A 17,997-nucleotide genomic window follows, 5' to 3' on the forward strand; every position below is an offset into this window, starting at 1 on the left:
CCCTGTCGACACCATCATCTTCCCACCGTCGCCACTTCCATGGGGCCCGAACACGGGAAACACACCGGAGAAGTTCGTCGGTCACGTGAACTCGAAAGCCCCTGAAAACCGCATTCCGGTGTGTATCGACCCACACACCCAAGGCGGCCCCGGAGACGACGAAGCCCGGGCGTCCCCTCGTGGGGACACCCGGGCGTGAGCGGCGTCTCACCGTGGGCACCGGCTCAAGACACCCTCGATGAGAACGGTCCGCTCCTCACCAGGGCATGTTCCGCGAATACATACCCTGCTGCGCGTCGCCCCAGCGGCACCGGCACGGCGTTCTCATCAGTCGACAGCCAAACCCGGGCTGACTCCTTCTTCGGCCTTGTGCCGGCACCACTGGATGCGCCGCTCGCGACGGGCAGCATCCACGGAACACGCCCTAGCCGAGGCGCTTACTCAGGTTCTCGTCCAGCGCGGCGAGGAACTGCTCGGTGGTCAGCCACTCCTGCTCGGAGCCGACCAGCAGAGCCAGGTCCTTGGTCATCTGGCCGCCCTCGACGGTCTTGACGACGACGTCTTCGAGGGTGTTGGCGAACTCGATGACCTTGGGGGTGTTGTCCAGCTTGCCCCGGTGCTCCAGACCGCGGGTCCACGCGAAGATGGAGGCGATCGGGTTGGTCGAGGTGGGCTTGCCCTGCTGGTGCTGACGGTAGTGACGGGTCACGGTTCCGTGAGCGGCCTCGGCCTCGACGGTACGGCCGTCCGCGGTGCGCAGCACCGAGGTCATCAGGCCGAGCGAACCGTAGCCCTGGGCGACGGTGTCGGACTGGACGTCACCGTCGTAGTTCTTGGTGGCCCAGACGTAGCCGCCCTCCCACTTGAGCGCGGCGGCGACCATGTCGTCGATGAGACGGTGCTCGTAGGTCAGGCCCGCGGCGGCGAACTTGTCCTTGAACTCGTTCTCGAAGATCTCCTCGAACACGTCCTTGAACATGCCGTCGTAGGCCTTGAGGATCGTGTTCTTGGTGGACATGTAGACCGGGTAGTTGCGGTCCAGTCCGTAGTTGAGGCTGGCGCGGGCGAAGTCCTCGATGGACTTGCGGTAGTTGTACATGCCCATCGCGACGCCGCCGTCCTCGGGGAACTCGGCGACCTCGAACTCGACGGGCTGGCTGCCGTCGGCCGGGGTGTAGGTCATGGTGACCTTGCCGGCACCGGGGACCTTGAAGTCGGTGGCCTTGTACTGGTCGCCGTGGGCGTGACGGCCGATGATGACCGGCTTGGTCCAGCCCGGCACCAGCCGCGGCACGTTCTCGCAGATGATGGGCTCGCGGAAGACGACGCCGCCGAGGATGTTGCGGATGGTGCCGTTCGGCGACCGCCACATCTTCTTCAGGCCGAACTCCTCGACCCGGGCCTCGTCCGGCGTGATGGTGGCGCACTTGACGCCGACGCCGTGCTCCTTGATGGCGTTGGCCGCGTCGATGGTGATCTGGTCATCGGTGCGGTCACGCTCCTCGATGCCCAGGTCGTAGTACTTCAGGTCGATGTCCAGGTACGGCAGGATCAGACGGTCCTTGATGAAGGACCAGATGATCCGGGTCATCTCGTCGCCGTCGAGCTCGACTACGGGGTTCTCGACCTTGATCTTGGCCATGGCTGTGTGGCTGTCCCTTCAGTCTTCGCTACCGCCTCATGCCACGCGAGGCCGACAGCCGGTTTGTGACCGGCTCTTCGGCCATCGCGCGCACGGCGATCCCCTGATCCCGCCCGGTGTCCGTGCCACCCGGGGAGGCGGTGCTTATTCGGTGTCGAGGTATCTCGACATCAAGCTTATTAGACACTCATGAGGAGAGTTGCGGCGCCACCCAGGCCAACACGATCAACAGGACCGCGAGGGCCACGAGTGTGGCCAGGTCGACCCAACGGCGGCGTACCGCCAACAGGCCGATCCAGTCCTTGGGCAGGAACATTCGGAAGGTCGCCGCGAGCAACAGGGCACCGGCGATGATGGCCGGTCCACGTTTGAAGTAGGCCGCGGCGACGACCACGATCCCCGCCGCCAGGGCGGACAATACGAGGGCGTAGGGCACCTGGGAGAGCCAATACGGCACCTTCCCCCCTGGTGTGTCCTTACCGCCGTCGTCGGGCACGTCCCCGTCCGACTCCGCCACCTCAGCCTGCTCCGCGTCGTTCACCGCGTTCCGACCTGTTCGCTTTCCGAGTTTCGTGGCCGCCGCGCGGCTCATCCTCACGGTCTCCCCCGATGTCTGGCACGGACCGGCCACCAGGCAGCGGGAGCACTGTCCGAAACGGAAAGTAGCTCCCCCGTGGCTCATGTTCCAGGCGGTTCCGGCCGGCCCCCTGGAGATACGGGTTCCGGCAACGGGAGGGACCGCGCCCAGTGTAGTCTCCGGCCACGCCGACACCTCAGGGCTCACGGATACGGCCTCGACTCCCTCGGGGGCCATGCGGTCCGTTTCCCACTTCCGGTTGGGCCACAAGACCGTATTTCCGCGCCTTATCCCTCTAACTCCGGAGTAAGCGCGTAGAACACGTACCAGTCGGGTAACCCAGCCAGGGATGAGCGCACCGGTGAGCGAGGACCCCCATGAAGCCCACGCGACGTTTTGACAGCACCGTCACCCCCCGACAATCACCCATCCCCCACCGCCGCTCGTATCCGCATCGACCACGCACGGCCGGCACGGGAGGAGTCACCGTGGAGGGTCCCTACCTCCGGGTCGAGGAGAGCGGTGAGGTGTGCCCGCTCTCCGGTGAGGTCACCACGGTCGGCCGCGGCGAGGGCGCGGACATCCGCCTGGAAGACCGCAGCGTCTCCCAATTGCACGCCGAACTGATCCGCCGTGGACCCTACGTCTACGTGGTGGACCTCGGTCTGTCCCGCAACGGCACCCGGGTCAACGGCCGGCCCATCGCCCGCCGCGTCCTGGAGGAGGACGACGTGGTGAGCTTCGGCACCGCCCGCTGCCGGGTCGGTGGGTTGCCCAAGGAACAACTGAGCCCCGACAAGGTGCTGCGCCGCGGCGCGGCCCCCGAACTCACCCGCCGCGAACTGGACGTGCTCACCGCCCTGTGCCAACCGGCGCTGTCCGAGGAGGCGTTCGTGGCCCCGGCCACCGCACGCGACATCGCCGAGGCCCTGGTGGTCACCGAGGCTGCGGTCAAACAGCACCTGCTGCGGCTCTACCAGAAGTTCCGCATCCCGGAGGGACAGAACCGACGCACCCGCCTGGCCAACGAGGTGGTGGCCCTGGGCCTGGTCCGCCCGATGCCCGTCGGCCACGCCCGCCGCGCCGGCTGACCCGACAGGGAAAAGGGGCGGGCCCGGATGGGCTCGCCCCTGTCGTCGGTCATCGGGTCAGGCGGAGACGCCCGCCTGGCGTTCGGCGGCTTCGACCACGTTGACCAGCAGCATCGCGCGGGTCATCGGGCCCACTCCGCCCGGGTTCGGGGACAGGTGTCCGGCGACCTCGTCCACCCCCGCGGCCACGTCGCCGACCAGACCGGCGTCGGTGCGTGACACGCCCACGTCCAGCACGGCGGCGCCCGGCTTGACCATGTCCGGGGTGATGAGCCCGGGCACGCCCGCGCCGGCGACGATGACGTCCGCCTTGCGGGTGTGCTCGGCCAGGTCACGGGTGCCGGTGTGGCACAGGGTGACGGTGGCGTTCTCCGAGCGGCGGGTCAGCAGCAGACCGAGGGGCCGGCCCACGGTCACGCCACGACCCACCACGACGACCTCGGCGCCCTTGATCGGCACCTCGTAACGGCGCAGCAGCTCCACGATGCCGCGCGGGGTGCACGGCAGCGGGGCCTCCTCCATCAGGACCAGCCGACCCAGGTTGGTCGGCTGGAGACCGTCGGCGTCCTTGGTCGGGTCGATCAGGTCCAGCACCCGCCCCTCGTCCAGGCCCTTGGGCAGGGGCAGTTGCACGATGTAGCCGGTGCAGGACGGGTCCTGGTTGAGCTCGTGGACGACCCGCTCCACGTCCTCCTGGGTGGCGTCGGCGGGCAGGTCGCGGCGGATGCTGGCGATACCCACCTGTTCGCAGTCGCGGTGCTTGCCGCGCACGTAGGAGTGGCTGCCCGGGTCGTCGCCGACCAGGACGGTACCGAGGCCGGGGGTGACGCCTCGGGCGTGCAGCTCGGCCACCCGCTCGGCCAGGTCCTCCCGGATGGACTTCGCGACGGCCTTTCCGTCCAGAACGATCGCGCTCATGTGTTTCCCCTAGTGGAAGAAGTGGCGGGTACCGGTGAGGTACATGGTGACCCCGACGGCCTCGGCGGCGGCGACGACCTCGGCGTCGCGCACGGAACCACCCGGCTGAACGACGGCGCGCACCCCGGCCTCGGTGAGGATCTCCAGACCGTCCGCGAACGGGAAGAACGCGTCGCTGGCGGCGACCGAACCCTTGACCCGGTCGGCGGCGCGGGTGACCGCGAGGCGGGCGGAGTCGACCCGGTTGACCTGGCCCATGCCCACACCGACGGTCGCACCGTCGGCGGCGAGGAGGATCGCGTTGGACTTGACCGCGCGCACGGCCTTCCAGGCGAAGGCGAGGTCGGCGAGGGTCGCCTCGTCGGCGGGCGTTCCGGTGGCCAGGGTCCAGCCGGCGGGGTCGTCGCCCTCGGCGTCGATGACGTCGGTGTCCTGGACCAGCAGGCCGCCGCTGATCTGACGGGTCTCCCGGCGGGGACCCCGTGCCGGGTCGGCGACGACCAGCAGACGGATGTTCTTCTTCTTGGCGAGGGTGGTGACGGCCTCGTCGGTGAACGCGGGGGCGACCACGACCTCGGTGAAGATCTCGGCGATCTGCGCGGCCAGTTCGGCACCGACCTCACGGTTGGTGGCGATCACCCCGCCGAACGCGGACACCGGATCGGAGGCGTGCGCCTTGCGGTGGGCCTCGGTGTTGTCGGCGCCCACGGCGATCCCGCAGGGGTTGGCGTGCTTGATGATGGCCACGCACGGCTCGTCGAAGTCGTAGGCGGCGCGCAGGGCGGCATCGGAGTCGACGTAGTTGTTGTACGACATCGCCTTGCCGTGCAGCTGCTCGGCGCCCGCCAGTCCGCCGCCGGACCCGGCCTCGGAGTAGAGGGCGGCCTTCTGGTGCGGGTTCTCCCCGTAGCGCAGGGTGTCCTGGCGGGTGTACACCGAAGCGCGGAAGTCCGACCAGCCGGTCTCCTTCGCCTCGGTGTCGGGGGCGTAGGTGGAGGCGAACCAGTCGGCGACCGCGGCGTCGTAGGCGGCGGTGTGCTGGAAGGCCTTCCCTGCCAGGGCCTTGCGCTGGTCGAGGGTGAAGCCGCCGTCGCGCACGGCCGCCAGGACCGCGTCGTAGGCGGTCGGGTCGACCACGATCGCCACGCTGCCGTGGTTCTTGGCGGAGGCGCGGACCATGGCGGGGCCGCCGATGTCGATCTTCTCGATGCAGTCGGCCTCGGAGGCGCCGGAGGCGACGGTGTCGGAGAAGGGGTAGAGGTTCACCACGACCAGGTCGAACGGGGCGATGCCCAGCTCGTCGATCTTGGCGACGTGCTCGGGGTTGCCCTGGTCGGCGAGCAGCCCGGCGTGGACCGCGGGGTGCAGGGTCTTGACCCGCCCCTCCATGATCTCGGGGAAGCCCGTGACGTCCTCGACCGGGGTGACGGCCACGCCCGCCTCGGTGAGCCGGGCCGCGGTCGAGCCGGTGGAGACGATCTCCACCCCCGCCGCCGCCAGGCCGGCCCCCAGCTCCGCCAGGCCGGTCTTGTCGTACACACTGATCAACGCGCGCCTGATGGCCTGCTGCGTCACCGGTTCTCCTCTGTGTCGATGCGGCCGAACCGCACGTACCTGCCGTCGATGGTCCAGCCCTCACGGGCGAGCCGGCCGACCGTGTCGACCAGCATGCGGCGCTCCACGACCTTGATCCGTTCGTGGAGGCTGGACTCGTCGTCACCGTCCTCGACGGGCACCGCGACCTGGTCGATGATCGGGCCGGAGTCGACGCCCTCGTCGAGGAAGTGGATGGTGGTGCCGGTGATGCGGACACCGTGGGCGAGCGCGTCGCGTACCGCGTGCGCGCCGGGGAAGGAGGGAAGCATGGCCGGGTGGATGTTCACCGCCTGGTGGCGGCCGACCACGGCGGGACCGAGGATGCGCATGAATCCGGCGGAGACGACCAGGTCGGGCTCGTGCTCGGCGATCCGGTCGGACATGGCGGCGTCCCACTGGGAACGGTCGGCGTAGGCACGGAAGGGCACCGAGAACGTGGGGACACCGGCGGCTTCGGCCACCTCGATTCCACGGGTTCCCTCACGGTCGGTACCGACGGCGACGATCTCCGCCCCGTAGTCGGGGTTCTTCGCGGCTTCCATCAGGGCGGCCATGTTGCTGCCCGTCCCCGATATGAGAACCACCACTCGCGCGGACAAAGCGTGCTTCTCCCTCATGTGTAGAAGAACGGTGCGGGAACACGTGGTCCCCACTTCCGGGGGCGCCGGGGGACGGCGCAGCATCCGGAAAAATCGCGTACGCACGGCACAGACGCCGGGCATGGGCACAGTCGGCCCGTCCGCGCTCCCACCCTATCGGGCCGGGTAGCGTCTACCCCACGCGGACCTTGAGTTCCACCCGCACACGTTGAGCCCCCGTCTCCGCCCCGGCGGACGCGGTCCACGGCGCCCCACCTGCTCGGGCGCCACCGAAGGAGTGAACCTGTGACCGACAACAGCCCGGAGACCCAGGCCGACGACCGCTCCCCCAAGGTCGAGCGAGGCGGCCTGTGGGGCCTGTTCCTGGGCCTGGCGGGCCTGTTGTTCCCGCCCTACAGCGGCGTGCTGTCCGCCCTCGGGGTGGTGCAGGGCCTGCGGGCCCGTAGAGCCGCGCGGGCCCACAAGTCCGAAGCCCCGGGCGCCCTGTCGAGCATGGTCCTCGGTGTGGTCGGTGTGGTCATCTCCGCGGCGATGTTCTCCGTCCTGCTCGTCTACAGCGACCAGGTCACGGAGTACCGGGACTGTGCGGCGCGGGCGCACACGGTGTCCTCGCAGAAGGCGTGCGACGAGGCCTGGGAGTCCGACACCGGCCTGCCCACGGTCGTCGTCGGAGGATAAGGGGACCCGGGTCCGAACAATCACGTTCGGTGAGGGGCGGCGGGGAGGATCCCCACCGCCCCTTTTGCATCCCCATAGGCCGAATATCCGACTTCTCTACACAGATCGACCCTGGCCGGGCCGATTTCCGGACACCTTCGGGCAAGAAAAAGGGTTGTTTCTCAAACCACCAAGCAGACCCAAAGGGATTACACTTAGTATTCAAGCGTTCACTAAAAGTGCTGCCATGTCTGCGTGGAGAGGACCCGATGGACACCGACGTCCCCGGCTCGTCCGGACCGGAACTGAAGGAGTACACCGCGTTGTTGAGGCGCCGCCGGCGGCTCGTGTGCGCCGGCGTGCTCGGTGGCTTGGTCCTCGCCACCGCCGGGGCTCTCGCGGTGCCCTCCACCTATACCTCCGTCGCCTCGGTCCAGGTCCACCCCACCGAAATGGCGGAGTTCACCGGGGAGCGGTCCGGACGCCTGACCGGCGACGTCAACCTCGACAGCGAGGCCCAGATCGTGGTCTCCGACCGGGTGACCGGAACCGCCGCCGAGGAGCTCCCCGGGTCGGCCACCTCCGAGGACGTGCGCGAAAACGTCGACGTGACCGTCCCGCCCAACAGCAACATCCTGGAACTGCGCTACTCCGCGCGCACCCCGGAACTGGCCCGCGCGGGCGCCGGTTCCCTCGCGGAGGCCTACCTGGAACAGCGGGAGGTCCAGGTCCACGCCCTCATCGAGGGGCGGTTGGAGGCCCTGCGCGCCGAACAACAGGACCGTTACGACGACCTGGCCGAACTGACCGGAGAAAACCAGATGGTCGCCGGGACGGACGCCCGCGCCGAGGCCCTGCGCCAGGAGATCACCGACCTCGGCAACGGCATCACCCCGCTGAGCGCCCTGCGCGAGACGGTCTCCCCCGGCCAGGTCATCACCCCCGCGTCCCTGCCGGAATCACCCTCCTCGCCGCTCCTGGCGCTGTGGATCGTGGCGGGCACCGCGCTGGGCCTGTTGGCCGGGCTCCTGGCGGCCGTGGTCCGCGACCGGATGGACCCGCGTCTGCGGGACACCGAGGAGACCGAACGGATCGGCTCCCTGCCCGTCCTGCTCGACCTGTCCGTCCCCGGGGATCGCTCCGGCCGTTCCCCCGGCCTGCTCGACGACACCACCCCCACCGGGCAGCGGGCCAACGAGTTCGCGCACCTGGTCCGCGCCCGACTGGCCGAGACCGACGACGGCGAGGACCGCTCCGCCGCCCTCGCCGCGACGGAGGGCGGCGAACCCGCGCCGGGCCGGGTCATCGTGGTCACCGGCACCACCCCGGGACGCGCCGGTACCGCCGCCGCGGTGAACCTGGCCGCCGCGCTGGCCCGTGGTGGCTCCGACACCCTGTTGGTCTGCGCGGACCCGCGCACCGAAACCGTCCACGAGCTCCTCGGGCTTTCCGAGGGCCCCGGCCTGGCCGACGTCCTCATCGACGGGGAGGACCCCGCCGAACTGGCGGTGCACCCCGCTCACACGCCCCGCCTGCGGGTACTGCGCCATGGGACCGCCGGTACCGTGGCGCCCCTCCAGGGCGGCGCCGCCGAACTCGTGGAGCTGCTGCGTTCTCGCGCGGAATTCGTGGTCGTGGCCACGGCCTCCGCCGGCGAGCGCGCCGACGTCCACGCCCTGGCCGCCTCCGCCGACCTGCTGCTGCCGGTGGTGGAGCTGGGTCTGAGCCCGCGCTCGGACCTGACCGGGTTGGTCACCGCGGGAACCCGCTTCGGGGTGACCGTCCCGGGCGCGATCACGGTTCCGCGTCAGCCCGGCCCCGGGCCCGTTCCGATGCCGCGTGTGCCGGTGCCACCCGCACCGCGCCGGCCCAGCGAGACGAGGGCCGCCCATGCCGACGACCTGTCGCGTGGGTCGGCGCTGCCCACCTCCGGTGGGGCCGCGTCGGTCGGATCCCGACGTTGACGGCCGTGGGCGCGGCCACCCGGGGGGCGCGTTCGACGGCCGTGACCTGGCAGGTCACCGCACGGCGCGGGTCCACCCCGGTCACCGGGTGGCCCGTGGTCTGGTTGCTGGCCGGGTACCCGCTGTGGTGGGCGCTCGGCATGGGGCAGTTCGCGTACTGGCTGTTCGCGGTGCCGATGCTCGCCGAACTGGTACGCCGCCACCGCACGGTGGGGCTGCGGGTGCCGCCGTGGTTCTGGCTGTGGGCGCTGTTCCTGGTGTGGACGGTGCTCGGGTTGGCGCTGGTCACGGTGGAGATGCCCGGGACCGTGCCGGGGAGCGGCGGTTACCCGGGTGCGGTACTGCGCGTGATCAACTATCTGGTGCTCACCGTGGTGATGCTCTACGTCGGCAACCTCACCGAGCGTGAGCTGCCCGTCCGTCTGGTCGCCTGGTCCTTGGCGGTGCTGTGCCTGGTCACCATCGCCGGTGGCTACCTGGGGATGCTCGCGCCGACGTTCGAATTCACCGCCCCGCTGGAGTACCTGATGCCGGGCGCCCTGGTGTCCGATCCCTACATGCAGACGCTGATCCACCCCGCGTCGGCGCAGATCATGGACATCTTCGGATACGAGTCCGCCCGTCCCAAGGCCCCGTGGGAGTACACCAACATCTGGGGTTACATGATCTCCCTGCTGCTGGTGTGGCTGATGGTGGCCTGGGTGATCCAGGGAACCGGCCTGGCGCGGTGGGGCGCCCTGGTGGCCGCGGGGGTGTCGGTGGCCCCGATCGTGTACTCGCTCAACCGCGCCCTGTGGGCCGGTCTGATGCTGTCGCTGGCCTTCGGCGCCGCCCAAGCGCTGCGCCGAGGCCGGGTGGTGCTGGTGGGCGCCGGGGCGGTCGCCATGGTCGCTCTATCGCTCACCCTGGCGTTGTCCCCGTTGGCGGACGTGGTGCGCGAGCGCGCCGACAACCCGCACAGCGACGACGGGCGCGCGGCCACCAACGCCGCGTCGGTCGAGGCCGCCGACCTGTCGCCGGTGGTGGGCTGGGGCACCACCCGTGAGGGGCAGGGCAGCTCCGACTCGATCGCCATCGGCCCGTCCGCCGAGTGCCCGGGCTGTGGTCAGCACGTGATCGGCAACGCCGGCCAGTTGTGGATGACCCTCATCGCGTCCGGGTGGGTGGGCACGGCCCTGTTCGTGGCGTTCTTCGCCGTGGTGGCCTGGCGGTACCGCGCCGCGGTGACCGTGGTCGGGCAGGGCGCCCTGCTGACCGTGCTGCTTCTGTTCTGGTACATGTTCTTCTACGTCGCGCTCATGTCCCCGCTCGCCGTCACCATGATCGCCGTCGCCCTGCTGTGGCGCGTCGAGGAACCCCTGGTGGCCGGGCGTCGGGCGACGCGTGCTGGGGGTGTCTGGTGAGGACCGAGACCACTTACCTGACCGATCTGGCCGCGGTGCTGTGGCCATGCGGCGGGCTGCTCGGGCCGGGGGACGGCAGTGTGCTGCGGATGGCGCCCCGCAACCGGGGCAATCAGTACCTTCCGGTGCCCAACGCGCACAATCCTCGGGTGATCCTGCCCGCGGGCAACCGCTCGGTGGCGGCCCGGGGCATCGCCTCGTTCGCGCAGGGCCACTCCTTCAAGGAACGGCTGCGCACCATGTTGCTGACGGGCGCGTTCGCCACCGGGGTGGCCCCGCTGCTGCTGCGCGACCGCCTGTACGTGGGCGCGGGCCCGGGCATCGAACACGCGCTCACCACCGCACTCGACCGCGAGCTCGCCATCGCCATCCACGTGGGGCCGCCCCGAGCCAACCGCAAACCGGTCCTGCTGCTACTCACCCCGGGCGGGCGGACGATCGGGTACGCCAAGGTCGCCATCAACGAGCTCACCGGTCGACTGGTGCGGGCCGAGACCCGTGCGCTACGCCACCTGGCGGAGAGACCGATGCGGGACGTGACCGTCCCTCGCCTGCTCTACGACGGTGAGTGGAACGGTCAACCCCTGTTGGTCCAGGAGGCCCTGCCCGTCGGTGATCAGACCGATCGGCCCACCCGCCGCCAGTTGCTGCGCTGCGTCACGCAGATCGTCTGCCTGGCCCCGGTCCGGGAGCGCCGTCTGTCGGTGAGCCCCTACCGGCGCACCCTGGACGAACGCATCGCCAAACTGGGCTCCCGCCCGGAGGTCGCGCCCCTGCGGACCGCGCTGCACCGGCTTCCGGACGTGCGGCTGCCCTTCGGGGCCTGGCACGGCGATCTGACCCGGTGGAACATCGCCGGCACGGCGCGGCGCGCGTTCGTGTGGGACTGGGAACGTCTGGCCATGGACGCGCCCGCCGGGTTCGACGCGCTGCACTACGACCTCAACGAGTGTGTCCAGGCGGGGGTCCACCCGGGGGTGCACCGTTGGTTGGACAGCGGTTCACGGCTGCTGCGCGACCCCCTGATGGCCGGACTCGGGCTTCGTCCGCACACGGTGTCCACGGTGATGGCGCTGTACCTGATCGACCTGGCCACCCGTTACCTGCACGACCGGCAGGCGGAGAGCGGTGGCCACCTCGCCGCGGTGGACGACTGGCTGCTTCCCGCTTTGGAGGGCCTTCAGGAGAGAGCCGCGCATGAAGCCGACCACACCGGCTGAGCCGGCACGACCCACCCCCGATCACACCCTCCTCGCCGTCCACCTCTCATCCAAGGAACTCGTGATGCCCCGGGCCACCTCCCCGTTGACCCGCCTGGCCGTTCCGGCCAGGCGTGCCCTTCTGCCCATCGCCGACGGGCTCGGCGGGATGACCCGCCATGCCAGGGCCCTGCCGGACTTCCTCCTCTGCGGTGCCCAACGTTCGGGCACGACCTCCCTGTTCAAGGCGTTGAACCTGCATCCCGCGGTCACCGGCCCGGTCCTGCGCAAGGGTGTCCATTACTTCGACACCGGACACCACAACGGCCTGGACTGGTACCGGTCGCACTTCCCCCTGCGCAACGGTCTGCGCGCCCGCTGGGGTCGGTCCCGGATCCGGGTATTCGAGTCCAGCCCGTACTACCTGTTCCATCCCCTGGCCGCGGAGCGCATCGCCCGGGAGCTGCCGGAGACGAAGGTCGTGGTGATCCTGCGCGACCCGGTGGAGCGGGCGTACTCGGCGCACGCCCACGAGAGCGCGCGCGGCTTCGAGACCGAACCGTTCACCCGCGCGATCGAGCTGGAGGAGCGGCGGCTGGCCGGAGCCGAGGAACGGCTGAGCGCCGACCCGACCCACTACTCGCGCTCGCACCAACACCACGGATACGTGGCGCGGGGGAACTACGTGGACCAGTTGATCCGGATGGAACACCATCTCGGCCGCGATCGGATGCACGTGGTGGACTACGCCGACCTGTTCGACGGCACCTCCCGGACGCTTGAGGGGATCGTCCGTTTCCTGGAACTGCCACCGACCCCGATGGCGCCCCCGGGCCGGCACAACACCCGCAAGCGGGCGATGATGCCCGAGTCGTTGCGCGCGGAACTGACCTCCCGGTTCGCCGAGAACGACGCTCGGCTGGCCGTCTGGTGGGGGCGCACCCCCTCGTGGTACCGGTGAGGACGTCCGAGCACCGCTCCGACGGTGGGCTGCGGCGCGTCCTGCGCGGCGGGGTGGTGAACATGGCGGGCGCGGCGGTGGGCGCCGCGCTCAACCTCGCGCTGATCGTGGCGATCACCCGGGCGTTCTCACAGGAGACCGCCGGGTTGCTGTTCTCCGCCACCTCGGTGTTCCTCATCATGGCGGCGGTGTCCAACCTCGGCGCCCCAGACGGGCTGGTGTACTTCATCGCCCGCATGCGGGTGTTCGGACGGGCCGGAGGCGCTCCGGCGCTCCTGCGGATGGCCATGGGACCGGTCGTGGTGATGTCGCTGGTGGTGGCGCTGCTCCTGTTCGTGTTCGCCCGACCATTGGCCGACGCCTTGGGACCGGAGGACGCGGCCGCGTACCTGCGGCTGCTCGCCGTGTTCCTACCGTTCGCCGTCCTCACCGACTCCGCGCTGGCCGCCACCCGCGCCCACCACGACATGGTGACGACCGCGCTGGTGGACAAGGTCGGGCGACCCTCGGCCCAGCTCGCGCTGGTGGGGCTGATCGTATTGAGCGGTTCGGCGGGGTTGCTCGCGCTCGCGTGGGCCGGCCCGTACCTTCCGGCGGCGGTGCTGGCCTGGTTCTGGCTGGGGCGGATCGTCCACCGGGCGGCCCCGGAGCAGGCGGTCCCCGAGACGACCGACGCGTCGGAGCGGGAGGAGGAGCCGGCGGGACGGGTCACCCCGGCGGCGTTCTGGTCCTTCTCCCTGCCCCGGGCCCTGGGCGGCGTGGCCCAGATGGGCGTGCAGCGCGGCGGCGTGGTGATGGTGGCGCTGCTGAGCGGGGTGAGCGGTGCCGCGGTCTTCACCGCCGCCACACGGATCATGGTGGTGGGACAGTTCGGCACGCAGGCGGTGCTGAACGCCGCCCAACCCCGCTTCGCCGAACTGTTGGCCTCCCGCGACCACACCGGGGTCCGATCGCTCTACCAGGCGGGAACGTCCTGGCAGGTGTGCCTGACCTGGCCGCTCTACCTGTCGGCCCTGGTGTTCGCGCCCGAGGTGATGCGGCTGTTCGGCGCCGAGTACGGCACCGGAGCCACGGTGCTGGTGATCGTCTGCGCCGGACAGCTGGCCGCCTCCGTCCTGGGGATGGGCGATCTGGTCCTCACCATGACCGGACGCACCGGCCTGAACCTGCTGAACAACCTCCTGTCCCTGCTGGTCAACGTGGGCGGGTGCGTGCTGCTCGTGCCCTCCCACGGAGCTCCGGGTGCCGCCGTGGCCCTGGTCTCGGCCGTCCTGGTGCGCAAGACCCTGCCGCTGTGGCAGCTGCGGACGGTGGTGGCGCTGCACCCGGTGAGCAGGCCCGTGTCGGTGGCCGTCGGCGGATCCCTGGTGTGGTTCGGCGCGCTGCCGCTCCTGGCCGAGGCGTGTCTGGGCGGCGGTCTTCCCACCCTGGTCCTCGCCGTGGGCGTGGGCGTGTTCGGCCACCTGGCTTCGGTCTGGTGGCTGCGCGACCACCTGGAACTCCACCTGCGGAGGTGATCCGGACCCACCATGAGCTCCCCCACCCCCCTTCGTTCATCACCCACAGTCATGAATGGAGTACGCATTGTCCGCACGCCCGGTTCTCCTGGTGGCCTCCAGCGGCGGCCACCTCACCCAGCTGTGTTCGCTACGTCCCTGGTGGCGGGGGAAGGAGCGGGTGTGGGTCACCTTCCGCACCCCCGACGCCGAGTCCGCGCTCGGCGACGAGTCCGTGCGCTGGGCCCACCACCCCACGACCCGCGACATCGGCAACCTGCTGCGCAACACCGGACTCGCCCTGCGGACGATGCGCGAACAGCGCCCGTCGGTGGTGGTCAGCACCGGGGCGGGGGTGGCCCTGCCGTTCTTCGTCCTGGCCTGGCTGCTGCGGATTCCGACCGTCTACATCGAGGTCTACGACCGCATCGACACCCCCACGCTCACCGCACGGCTCTGCAAACCGTTCACCCGTCTGTTCCTCGCCCAGTGGGAGGAACAGCGCTCGTTCATGCCGACCGCCATCACCGTAGGACCACTCCTGTGACCGAACAGACCACATCCCACGACCCGCCCCACGGGGACGACAGCGACCACCCCGACGTGGTCGTCAGTGTCGGAACCGACCACCACGCGTTCGACCGACTCGTGCGCTGGGTCGACGACTACGCCCGCCGCCACCCCGACCTGCGCGTGCTCGTCCAGCACGGACACAGCGCGGCCCCGTCCCGGGCCACGGGCTCACCGTTCCTGCCCGGGAACGAGCTTTCCGAGGCCATGGGGCACGCCGGGGCGGTGGTATGCCACGGCGGCCCCGGCACCGTCATCCAGGCCCGGTCCGCGGGGCGTCTGCCCATCGTGGTGGCGCGCGACCCGGAGCTGGACGAACACGTCGACGACCATCAACTCCTGTTCGTCGACCGGTTGGAGGAGGCAGGGCGGGCCCGCGCCTGCTCGACCGCCCAGCAGTTGCACGCCCTCATCGACAAGGCGTTGTCCTCCCCGGAGGACTTCCGGGTGGACCCGGCCACCGACAGCGGCCCGGACGACGCGGCCCTGCGCGCCGGGACGCTCATCGACCTGGTCAGCGAACAAGAGACGCCCGAGCCGCGAACCCGACCGATGGCCACCGGAGAGGAATGGCCACAGGTGACCGTGGTGGTGCCCACACGTGATCGCCCCGAACTGCTGCGCCACACGCTCCGAGCGGTGGCCGAACAGGACTACCCGGGGCGGATCACGGCCATCGTGGTCTTCGACAACAGCCGGCCCGACCCCTCGTTGGCCCTGGCCGAGGGCGAACGCCCCGTCCAGGTGGTGACCAACTCGCTCACGCCGGGGCTGGCCGGGGCCCGCAACACCGGGGTGCTGGCCGCCGACACCGAACTCGTGGCGTTCTGCGACGACGACGACACCTGGATGCCCGACAAGCTGCGCGCCCAGGTGGAGATCCTGCGGGCCGAACCGGAAACCGAAATGGTGTGCTGCGGTATCCGTGTGGTCTACGACGAGGTCGAGTCCGAACGGGTCCTGGATCGCACCCACGTCACCTATCGGGACCTGTTGGGGTCGCGCCTGACCGAGCTGCACCCCTCCTCGTTCCTCATCCGTCGATCGGCCATGGTGGACGGCTGCGGCACGGTGAGCGAGGAGATCCCGGGCAGCTACGCCGAGGACTACGAGCTGCTGCTGCGGCTGGCCCGGCGGGCGCCGATCCGCAACATCCCCGAGGCGGGGGTGCGGGTGCTGTGGCACCGCAAGTCGTTCTTCTCCGAGCGCTGGCAGACCATCTCCACGGCGTTGCGCTGGCTACTGGAGAAGTACCCCGAGTTCCGGGTGGTGCCGCGCGGCTACGCCCGGATCGCCGGGCAGATCGCCTTCGCGGAGGCCTCGGCCGGACAGCGTCGGGTGGCGCTGAGGTGGATCGGCACCACCCTGCGCACCCGCCCGTTCGAGGGCCGTGCCCTCTTGGCGTTCCTGGTGGTCTGCGGGGTACCGCCGGGGTGGATCCTGCGCACCCTGCACCTGCGCGGCAAGGGGGTCTGAGCACGGGTTCCGGGGTCGCCCCGGCGGCGGCACCACGTTCGAAAAGACGTGGTGCCGCCGGTGGTGGAGGGGTAGCCTCCGCTCCGGGGACCCGGCACACAGCCGGGCGAGAGCGAGGGGGCGCACATGATCAGAGAGGCCACCGACGAGGACGTGGCAGCAGCGGCGGACACATTGGCCGCGGCGTTCGCGGACTACCCCTTCACCAGGCACACCATCTCCGCCGACGACCATCTCACCCGACTGCGCGAGTTCCAACGGATCTTCCTCGCCGAGGTCGGTCTGCCGCACGGACGCGTGTGGGTCAGCGAGGACCTGGCCGCGGTCGCCGTGTGGTCCACCCCGGACTCCGGTGGGGCCGACGTGGTCATGGAGCGGCTGCTGCCGACCCTGGTCGATCTGGCTGGGGACCGCGCCGAGGCCTACGCGTCGGCGGAGGGGGCCATGGAACTCCACCGTCCCGCCGGAACGGCGTGGTTCCTGGGAAGCGTCGGCGTGCGCCCCGAGGCCCGAGGCCGCGGACTGGGCCGTCGCGTCATCGAGGTCGGACTGCGCGAGGCGGACAGCGCGGGTGTCCCCGCCTTCCTGGAGACCTCGACCGACACCAACGTCCGACTGTACGAGTCGCTCGGTTTCACGGTGTCCGCCGAGTACGACCTGCCCGACGACGGCCCCCGCACCTGGGCCATGTCCCGCCCCGTCGGCGGCTGACTAGTCCTTGTCCTGATCGCGGGAATCGGCGTATTCGGCGAGGCGGCGGACACGATCGGGCAGGTTCACGTAGGGGTCCTGCCCGGCCTTCTCGAAGCCGCGGCGGGCGTGCTCGTTGGCCTTGATCCGGAAGTCGCAGCCGTCGGAGACCTTGTTGTCCCACAACTTGACGGCGCGGACGCGCTCGTAGCGTTGGAGGACCTCCGGGATGTCCGTGTACCAGTCGAGGGTCTCCCTGGGGCCGATGTCGGTGGTGCCCATCTCGCCGACCATCACCGGCTTGTCCGGGTCGATCCCGTGCTTGGGTCCTTCTTCCTGAACCCATTCGTAGGCGGGGGCCAAGGCCTCCTCGAAGGAGTGCGGCTCGGTCCAGTTCGGCTGGACGTCGCAGCCGGACATGTTGTAGGCCTCCCAGCTGAGCCAGTCGACGTAGTCGTTGCCGGGCCACAGGCCGGGGAGCCGATCGAGGTTGTCGACCCAACCCGTCACGTTCCACACCCAGATGACGTTGTCGGCGCCCTCCTCCCGGTACAGGTCGACGATGTGCTTCCAGGAGCTCACGAACTCCTCGGGGGTACCGCGACTGTTGTAACGCTTGTCGGCGTCGGCCTCGTGGTCGAAGGTGACGAAGTAGGGGACCTCGGTGTCGGCGATGGCGCGGGCCTGGGAGCGCAGGGACGAGTCGAAGTCACCGTCGAGGATGTCCCGGTAGTCGATGTCGGGGTGTCCCTCTTCGGTGAAGCGCCGCGCTTCGATGTTGGTGTGGACGTGCCGCCCCTCGGCGATCATGTCGAGTTCCCTCTGCCCCGGCACGTGCGGCTGGTCGATGCCCCGCCAGGTGTAGACGATGTCCATCTTCCGGTCGACCGCCTCCTCCAGCGGGTGGATGTCGTCCTGGTAGGGGCTGGCGCCCCACCAGACCCCGCAGGAGGGTTCGAGGATGTCGGAGAGGGTGCAGTCGGCTTCCTCGGCGGTGGGAGGTGCCCCCGGCAGGCTCGCCGCGTTGGACGCGGGCTTCTCCGCCGACAGCGGTTCCGCTCCCGGCGCTGCCGTGATCGTCGGCCCGTCAGCCGTTCCGGCCAGTCCCAGGACGAAGACCAGCGCCCCCGTCGCCGCCATGCCTCGCACCGGTCCGCT

At 70.3% G+C, this 17,997-nt stretch carries 16 protein-coding genes; 10 read left to right on the forward strand and 6 right to left on the reverse strand.

The features are described from left to right. Positions 1-424: 424 nt before the first annotated feature. Positions 425-1,642 (reverse strand): NADP-dependent isocitrate dehydrogenase, encoded by a 1,218-nt coding sequence (locus tag BQ8420_RS02595; protein ID WP_087096178.1) that lies wholly within the window; start codon positions 1,640-1,642, stop codon positions 425-427. 187 nt (positions 1,643-1,829) lie between these two features. Continuing rightward, entirely contained in the window at positions 1,830-2,183 is a 354-nt protein-coding gene (locus BQ8420_RS02600; RefSeq protein WP_087096179.1) for a DUF3017 domain-containing protein, read from the reverse strand. Positions 2,184-2,707: 524 nt separating this feature from the next. On the opposite strand from BQ8420_RS02600, the gene BQ8420_RS02605 reads away from it, so the two are divergent. Next, on the forward strand, positions 2,708-3,310 hold the full coding sequence (locus tag BQ8420_RS02605) for an FHA domain-containing protein (protein ID WP_087096180.1): 603 nt from the start codon (positions 2,708-2,710) through the stop codon (positions 3,308-3,310). Positions 3,311-3,367: 57 nt separating this feature from the next. Here BQ8420_RS02605 and BQ8420_RS02610 read toward each other — a convergent pair whose 3' ends face one another. Genes BQ8420_RS02610 through purN form a run of 3 tightly spaced genes read right to left on the reverse strand, consistent with a single transcriptional unit; the run spans position 3,368 to position 6,411 of the window. Further along, the gene (locus BQ8420_RS02610; protein ID WP_087096181.1) at positions 3,368-4,228 is read right to left on the reverse strand and encodes a bifunctional methylenetetrahydrofolate dehydrogenase/methenyltetrahydrofolate cyclohydrolase; all 861 of its coding nucleotides are present in this window, start codon (positions 4,226-4,228) and stop codon (positions 3,368-3,370) included. Between the two features lie 9 nt (positions 4,229-4,237). Continuing rightward, the gene (purH, locus tag BQ8420_RS02615; RefSeq protein WP_087096182.1) at positions 4,238-5,803 is read right to left on the reverse strand and encodes a bifunctional phosphoribosylaminoimidazolecarboxamide formyltransferase/IMP cyclohydrolase; all 1,566 of its coding nucleotides are present in this window, start codon (positions 5,801-5,803) and stop codon (positions 4,238-4,240) included. Beyond that, positions 5,800-6,411 carry a phosphoribosylglycinamide formyltransferase gene (purN, locus tag BQ8420_RS02620; protein WP_087096183.1) on the reverse strand — a complete coding sequence of 204 codons (612 nt, stop codon included), beginning with the start codon at positions 6,409-6,411 and terminating at the stop codon, positions 5,800-5,802. Before purN ends, purH begins: the two co-directional genes overlap by 4 nt. A 297-nt stretch (positions 6,412-6,708) precedes the next feature. Between purN and BQ8420_RS02625 the strand changes: the two genes are divergently transcribed. The 9 genes from BQ8420_RS02625 (at position 6,709) to BQ8420_RS02665 (ending at position 16,860) form a co-directional block, all read left to right on the forward strand. Further along, positions 6,709-7,101 carry a hypothetical protein gene (locus tag BQ8420_RS02625; RefSeq protein ID WP_087096184.1) on the forward strand — a complete coding sequence of 131 codons (393 nt, stop codon included), beginning with the start codon at positions 6,709-6,711 and terminating at the stop codon, positions 7,099-7,101. Positions 7,102-7,349: 248 nt separating this feature from the next. Continuing rightward, positions 7,350-9,044 carry a Wzz/FepE/Etk N-terminal domain-containing protein gene (locus tag BQ8420_RS02630; protein WP_087096185.1) on the forward strand — a complete coding sequence of 565 codons (1,695 nt, stop codon included), beginning with the start codon at positions 7,350-7,352 and terminating at the stop codon, positions 9,042-9,044. Next, positions 9,041-10,447 carry an O-antigen ligase family protein gene (locus tag BQ8420_RS02635; protein WP_369825464.1) on the forward strand — a complete coding sequence of 469 codons (1,407 nt, stop codon included), beginning with the start codon at positions 9,041-9,043 and terminating at the stop codon, positions 10,445-10,447. The genes BQ8420_RS02630 and BQ8420_RS02635 overlap by 4 nt, the downstream gene beginning before the upstream one ends. After that, on the forward strand, positions 10,444-11,667 hold the full coding sequence (locus BQ8420_RS02640; RefSeq protein WP_087096186.1) for a phosphotransferase: 1,224 nt from the start codon (positions 10,444-10,446) through the stop codon (positions 11,665-11,667). The genes BQ8420_RS02635 and BQ8420_RS02640 overlap by 4 nt, the downstream gene beginning before the upstream one ends. A 64-nt stretch (positions 11,668-11,731) precedes the next feature. Further along, the gene (locus BQ8420_RS02645; RefSeq protein WP_087096215.1) at positions 11,732-12,607 is read left to right on the forward strand and encodes a sulfotransferase; all 876 of its coding nucleotides are present in this window, start codon (positions 11,732-11,734) and stop codon (positions 12,605-12,607) included. After that, positions 12,577-14,124 carry a lipopolysaccharide biosynthesis protein gene (locus BQ8420_RS02650; protein WP_087096187.1) on the forward strand — a complete coding sequence of 516 codons (1,548 nt, stop codon included), beginning with the start codon at positions 12,577-12,579 and terminating at the stop codon, positions 14,122-14,124. The genes BQ8420_RS02645 and BQ8420_RS02650 overlap by 31 nt, the downstream gene beginning before the upstream one ends. A gap of 67 nt (positions 14,125-14,191) precedes the next feature. Beyond that, positions 14,192-14,650 (forward strand): UDP-N-acetylglucosamine--LPS N-acetylglucosamine transferase, encoded by a 459-nt coding sequence (locus BQ8420_RS02655; protein ID WP_087096188.1) that lies wholly within the window; start codon positions 14,192-14,194, stop codon positions 14,648-14,650. Then, complete coding sequence (locus BQ8420_RS02660; protein ID WP_087096189.1) at positions 14,647-16,149, forward strand: glycosyltransferase; 1,503 nt, start codon at positions 14,647-14,649, stop codon at positions 16,147-16,149. Before BQ8420_RS02655 ends, BQ8420_RS02660 begins: the two co-directional genes overlap by 4 nt. Positions 16,150-16,275: 126 nt before the next feature. Continuing rightward, positions 16,276-16,860, forward strand: coding sequence for a GNAT family N-acetyltransferase (locus BQ8420_RS02665; RefSeq protein ID WP_087096190.1), 585 nt, complete (start codon positions 16,276-16,278; stop codon positions 16,858-16,860). Here BQ8420_RS02665 and BQ8420_RS02670 read toward each other — a convergent pair whose 3' ends face one another. Then, positions 16,861-17,979, reverse strand: a complete 1,119-nt coding sequence (locus tag BQ8420_RS02670; RefSeq protein ID WP_200815764.1) for a glycoside hydrolase family 26 protein — start codon at positions 17,977-17,979, stop codon at positions 16,861-16,863. Between the last annotated feature and the right edge of the window lie 18 nt (positions 17,980-17,997).

It is taken from the genome of Nocardiopsis sp. JB363 (assembly GCF_900143625.1).
Taxonomy (GTDB): Bacteria; Actinomycetota; Actinomycetes; order Streptosporangiales; family Streptosporangiaceae; genus Nocardiopsis.

What these genes read in the sequence shown, in the direction of transcription:
- BQ8420_RS02670 (WP_200815764.1), bottom strand. Translation starts at nt 17,979, where the DNA reads ATGGCGGCGACGGGGGCGCTGGTCTTCGTCCTGGGACTGGCCGGAACG.
- BQ8420_RS02665 (WP_087096190.1), top strand. Translation starts at nt 16,276, where the DNA reads ATGATCAGAGAGGCCACCGACGAGGACGTGGCAGCAGCGGCGGACACA.
- BQ8420_RS02645 (WP_087096215.1), top strand. Translation starts at nt 11,732, where the DNA reads ATGCCCCGGGCCACCTCCCCGTTGACCCGCCTGGCCGTTCCGGCCAGG.
- BQ8420_RS02630 (WP_087096185.1), top strand. Translation starts at nt 7,350, where the DNA reads ATGGACACCGACGTCCCCGGCTCGTCCGGACCGGAACTGAAGGAGTAC.
- BQ8420_RS02595 (WP_087096178.1), bottom strand. Translation starts at nt 1,642, where the DNA reads ATGGCCAAGATCAAGGTCGAGAACCCCGTAGTCGAGCTCGACGGCGAC.
- BQ8420_RS02610 (WP_087096181.1), bottom strand. Translation starts at nt 4,228, where the DNA reads ATGAGCGCGATCGTTCTGGACGGAAAGGCCGTCGCGAAGTCCATCCGG.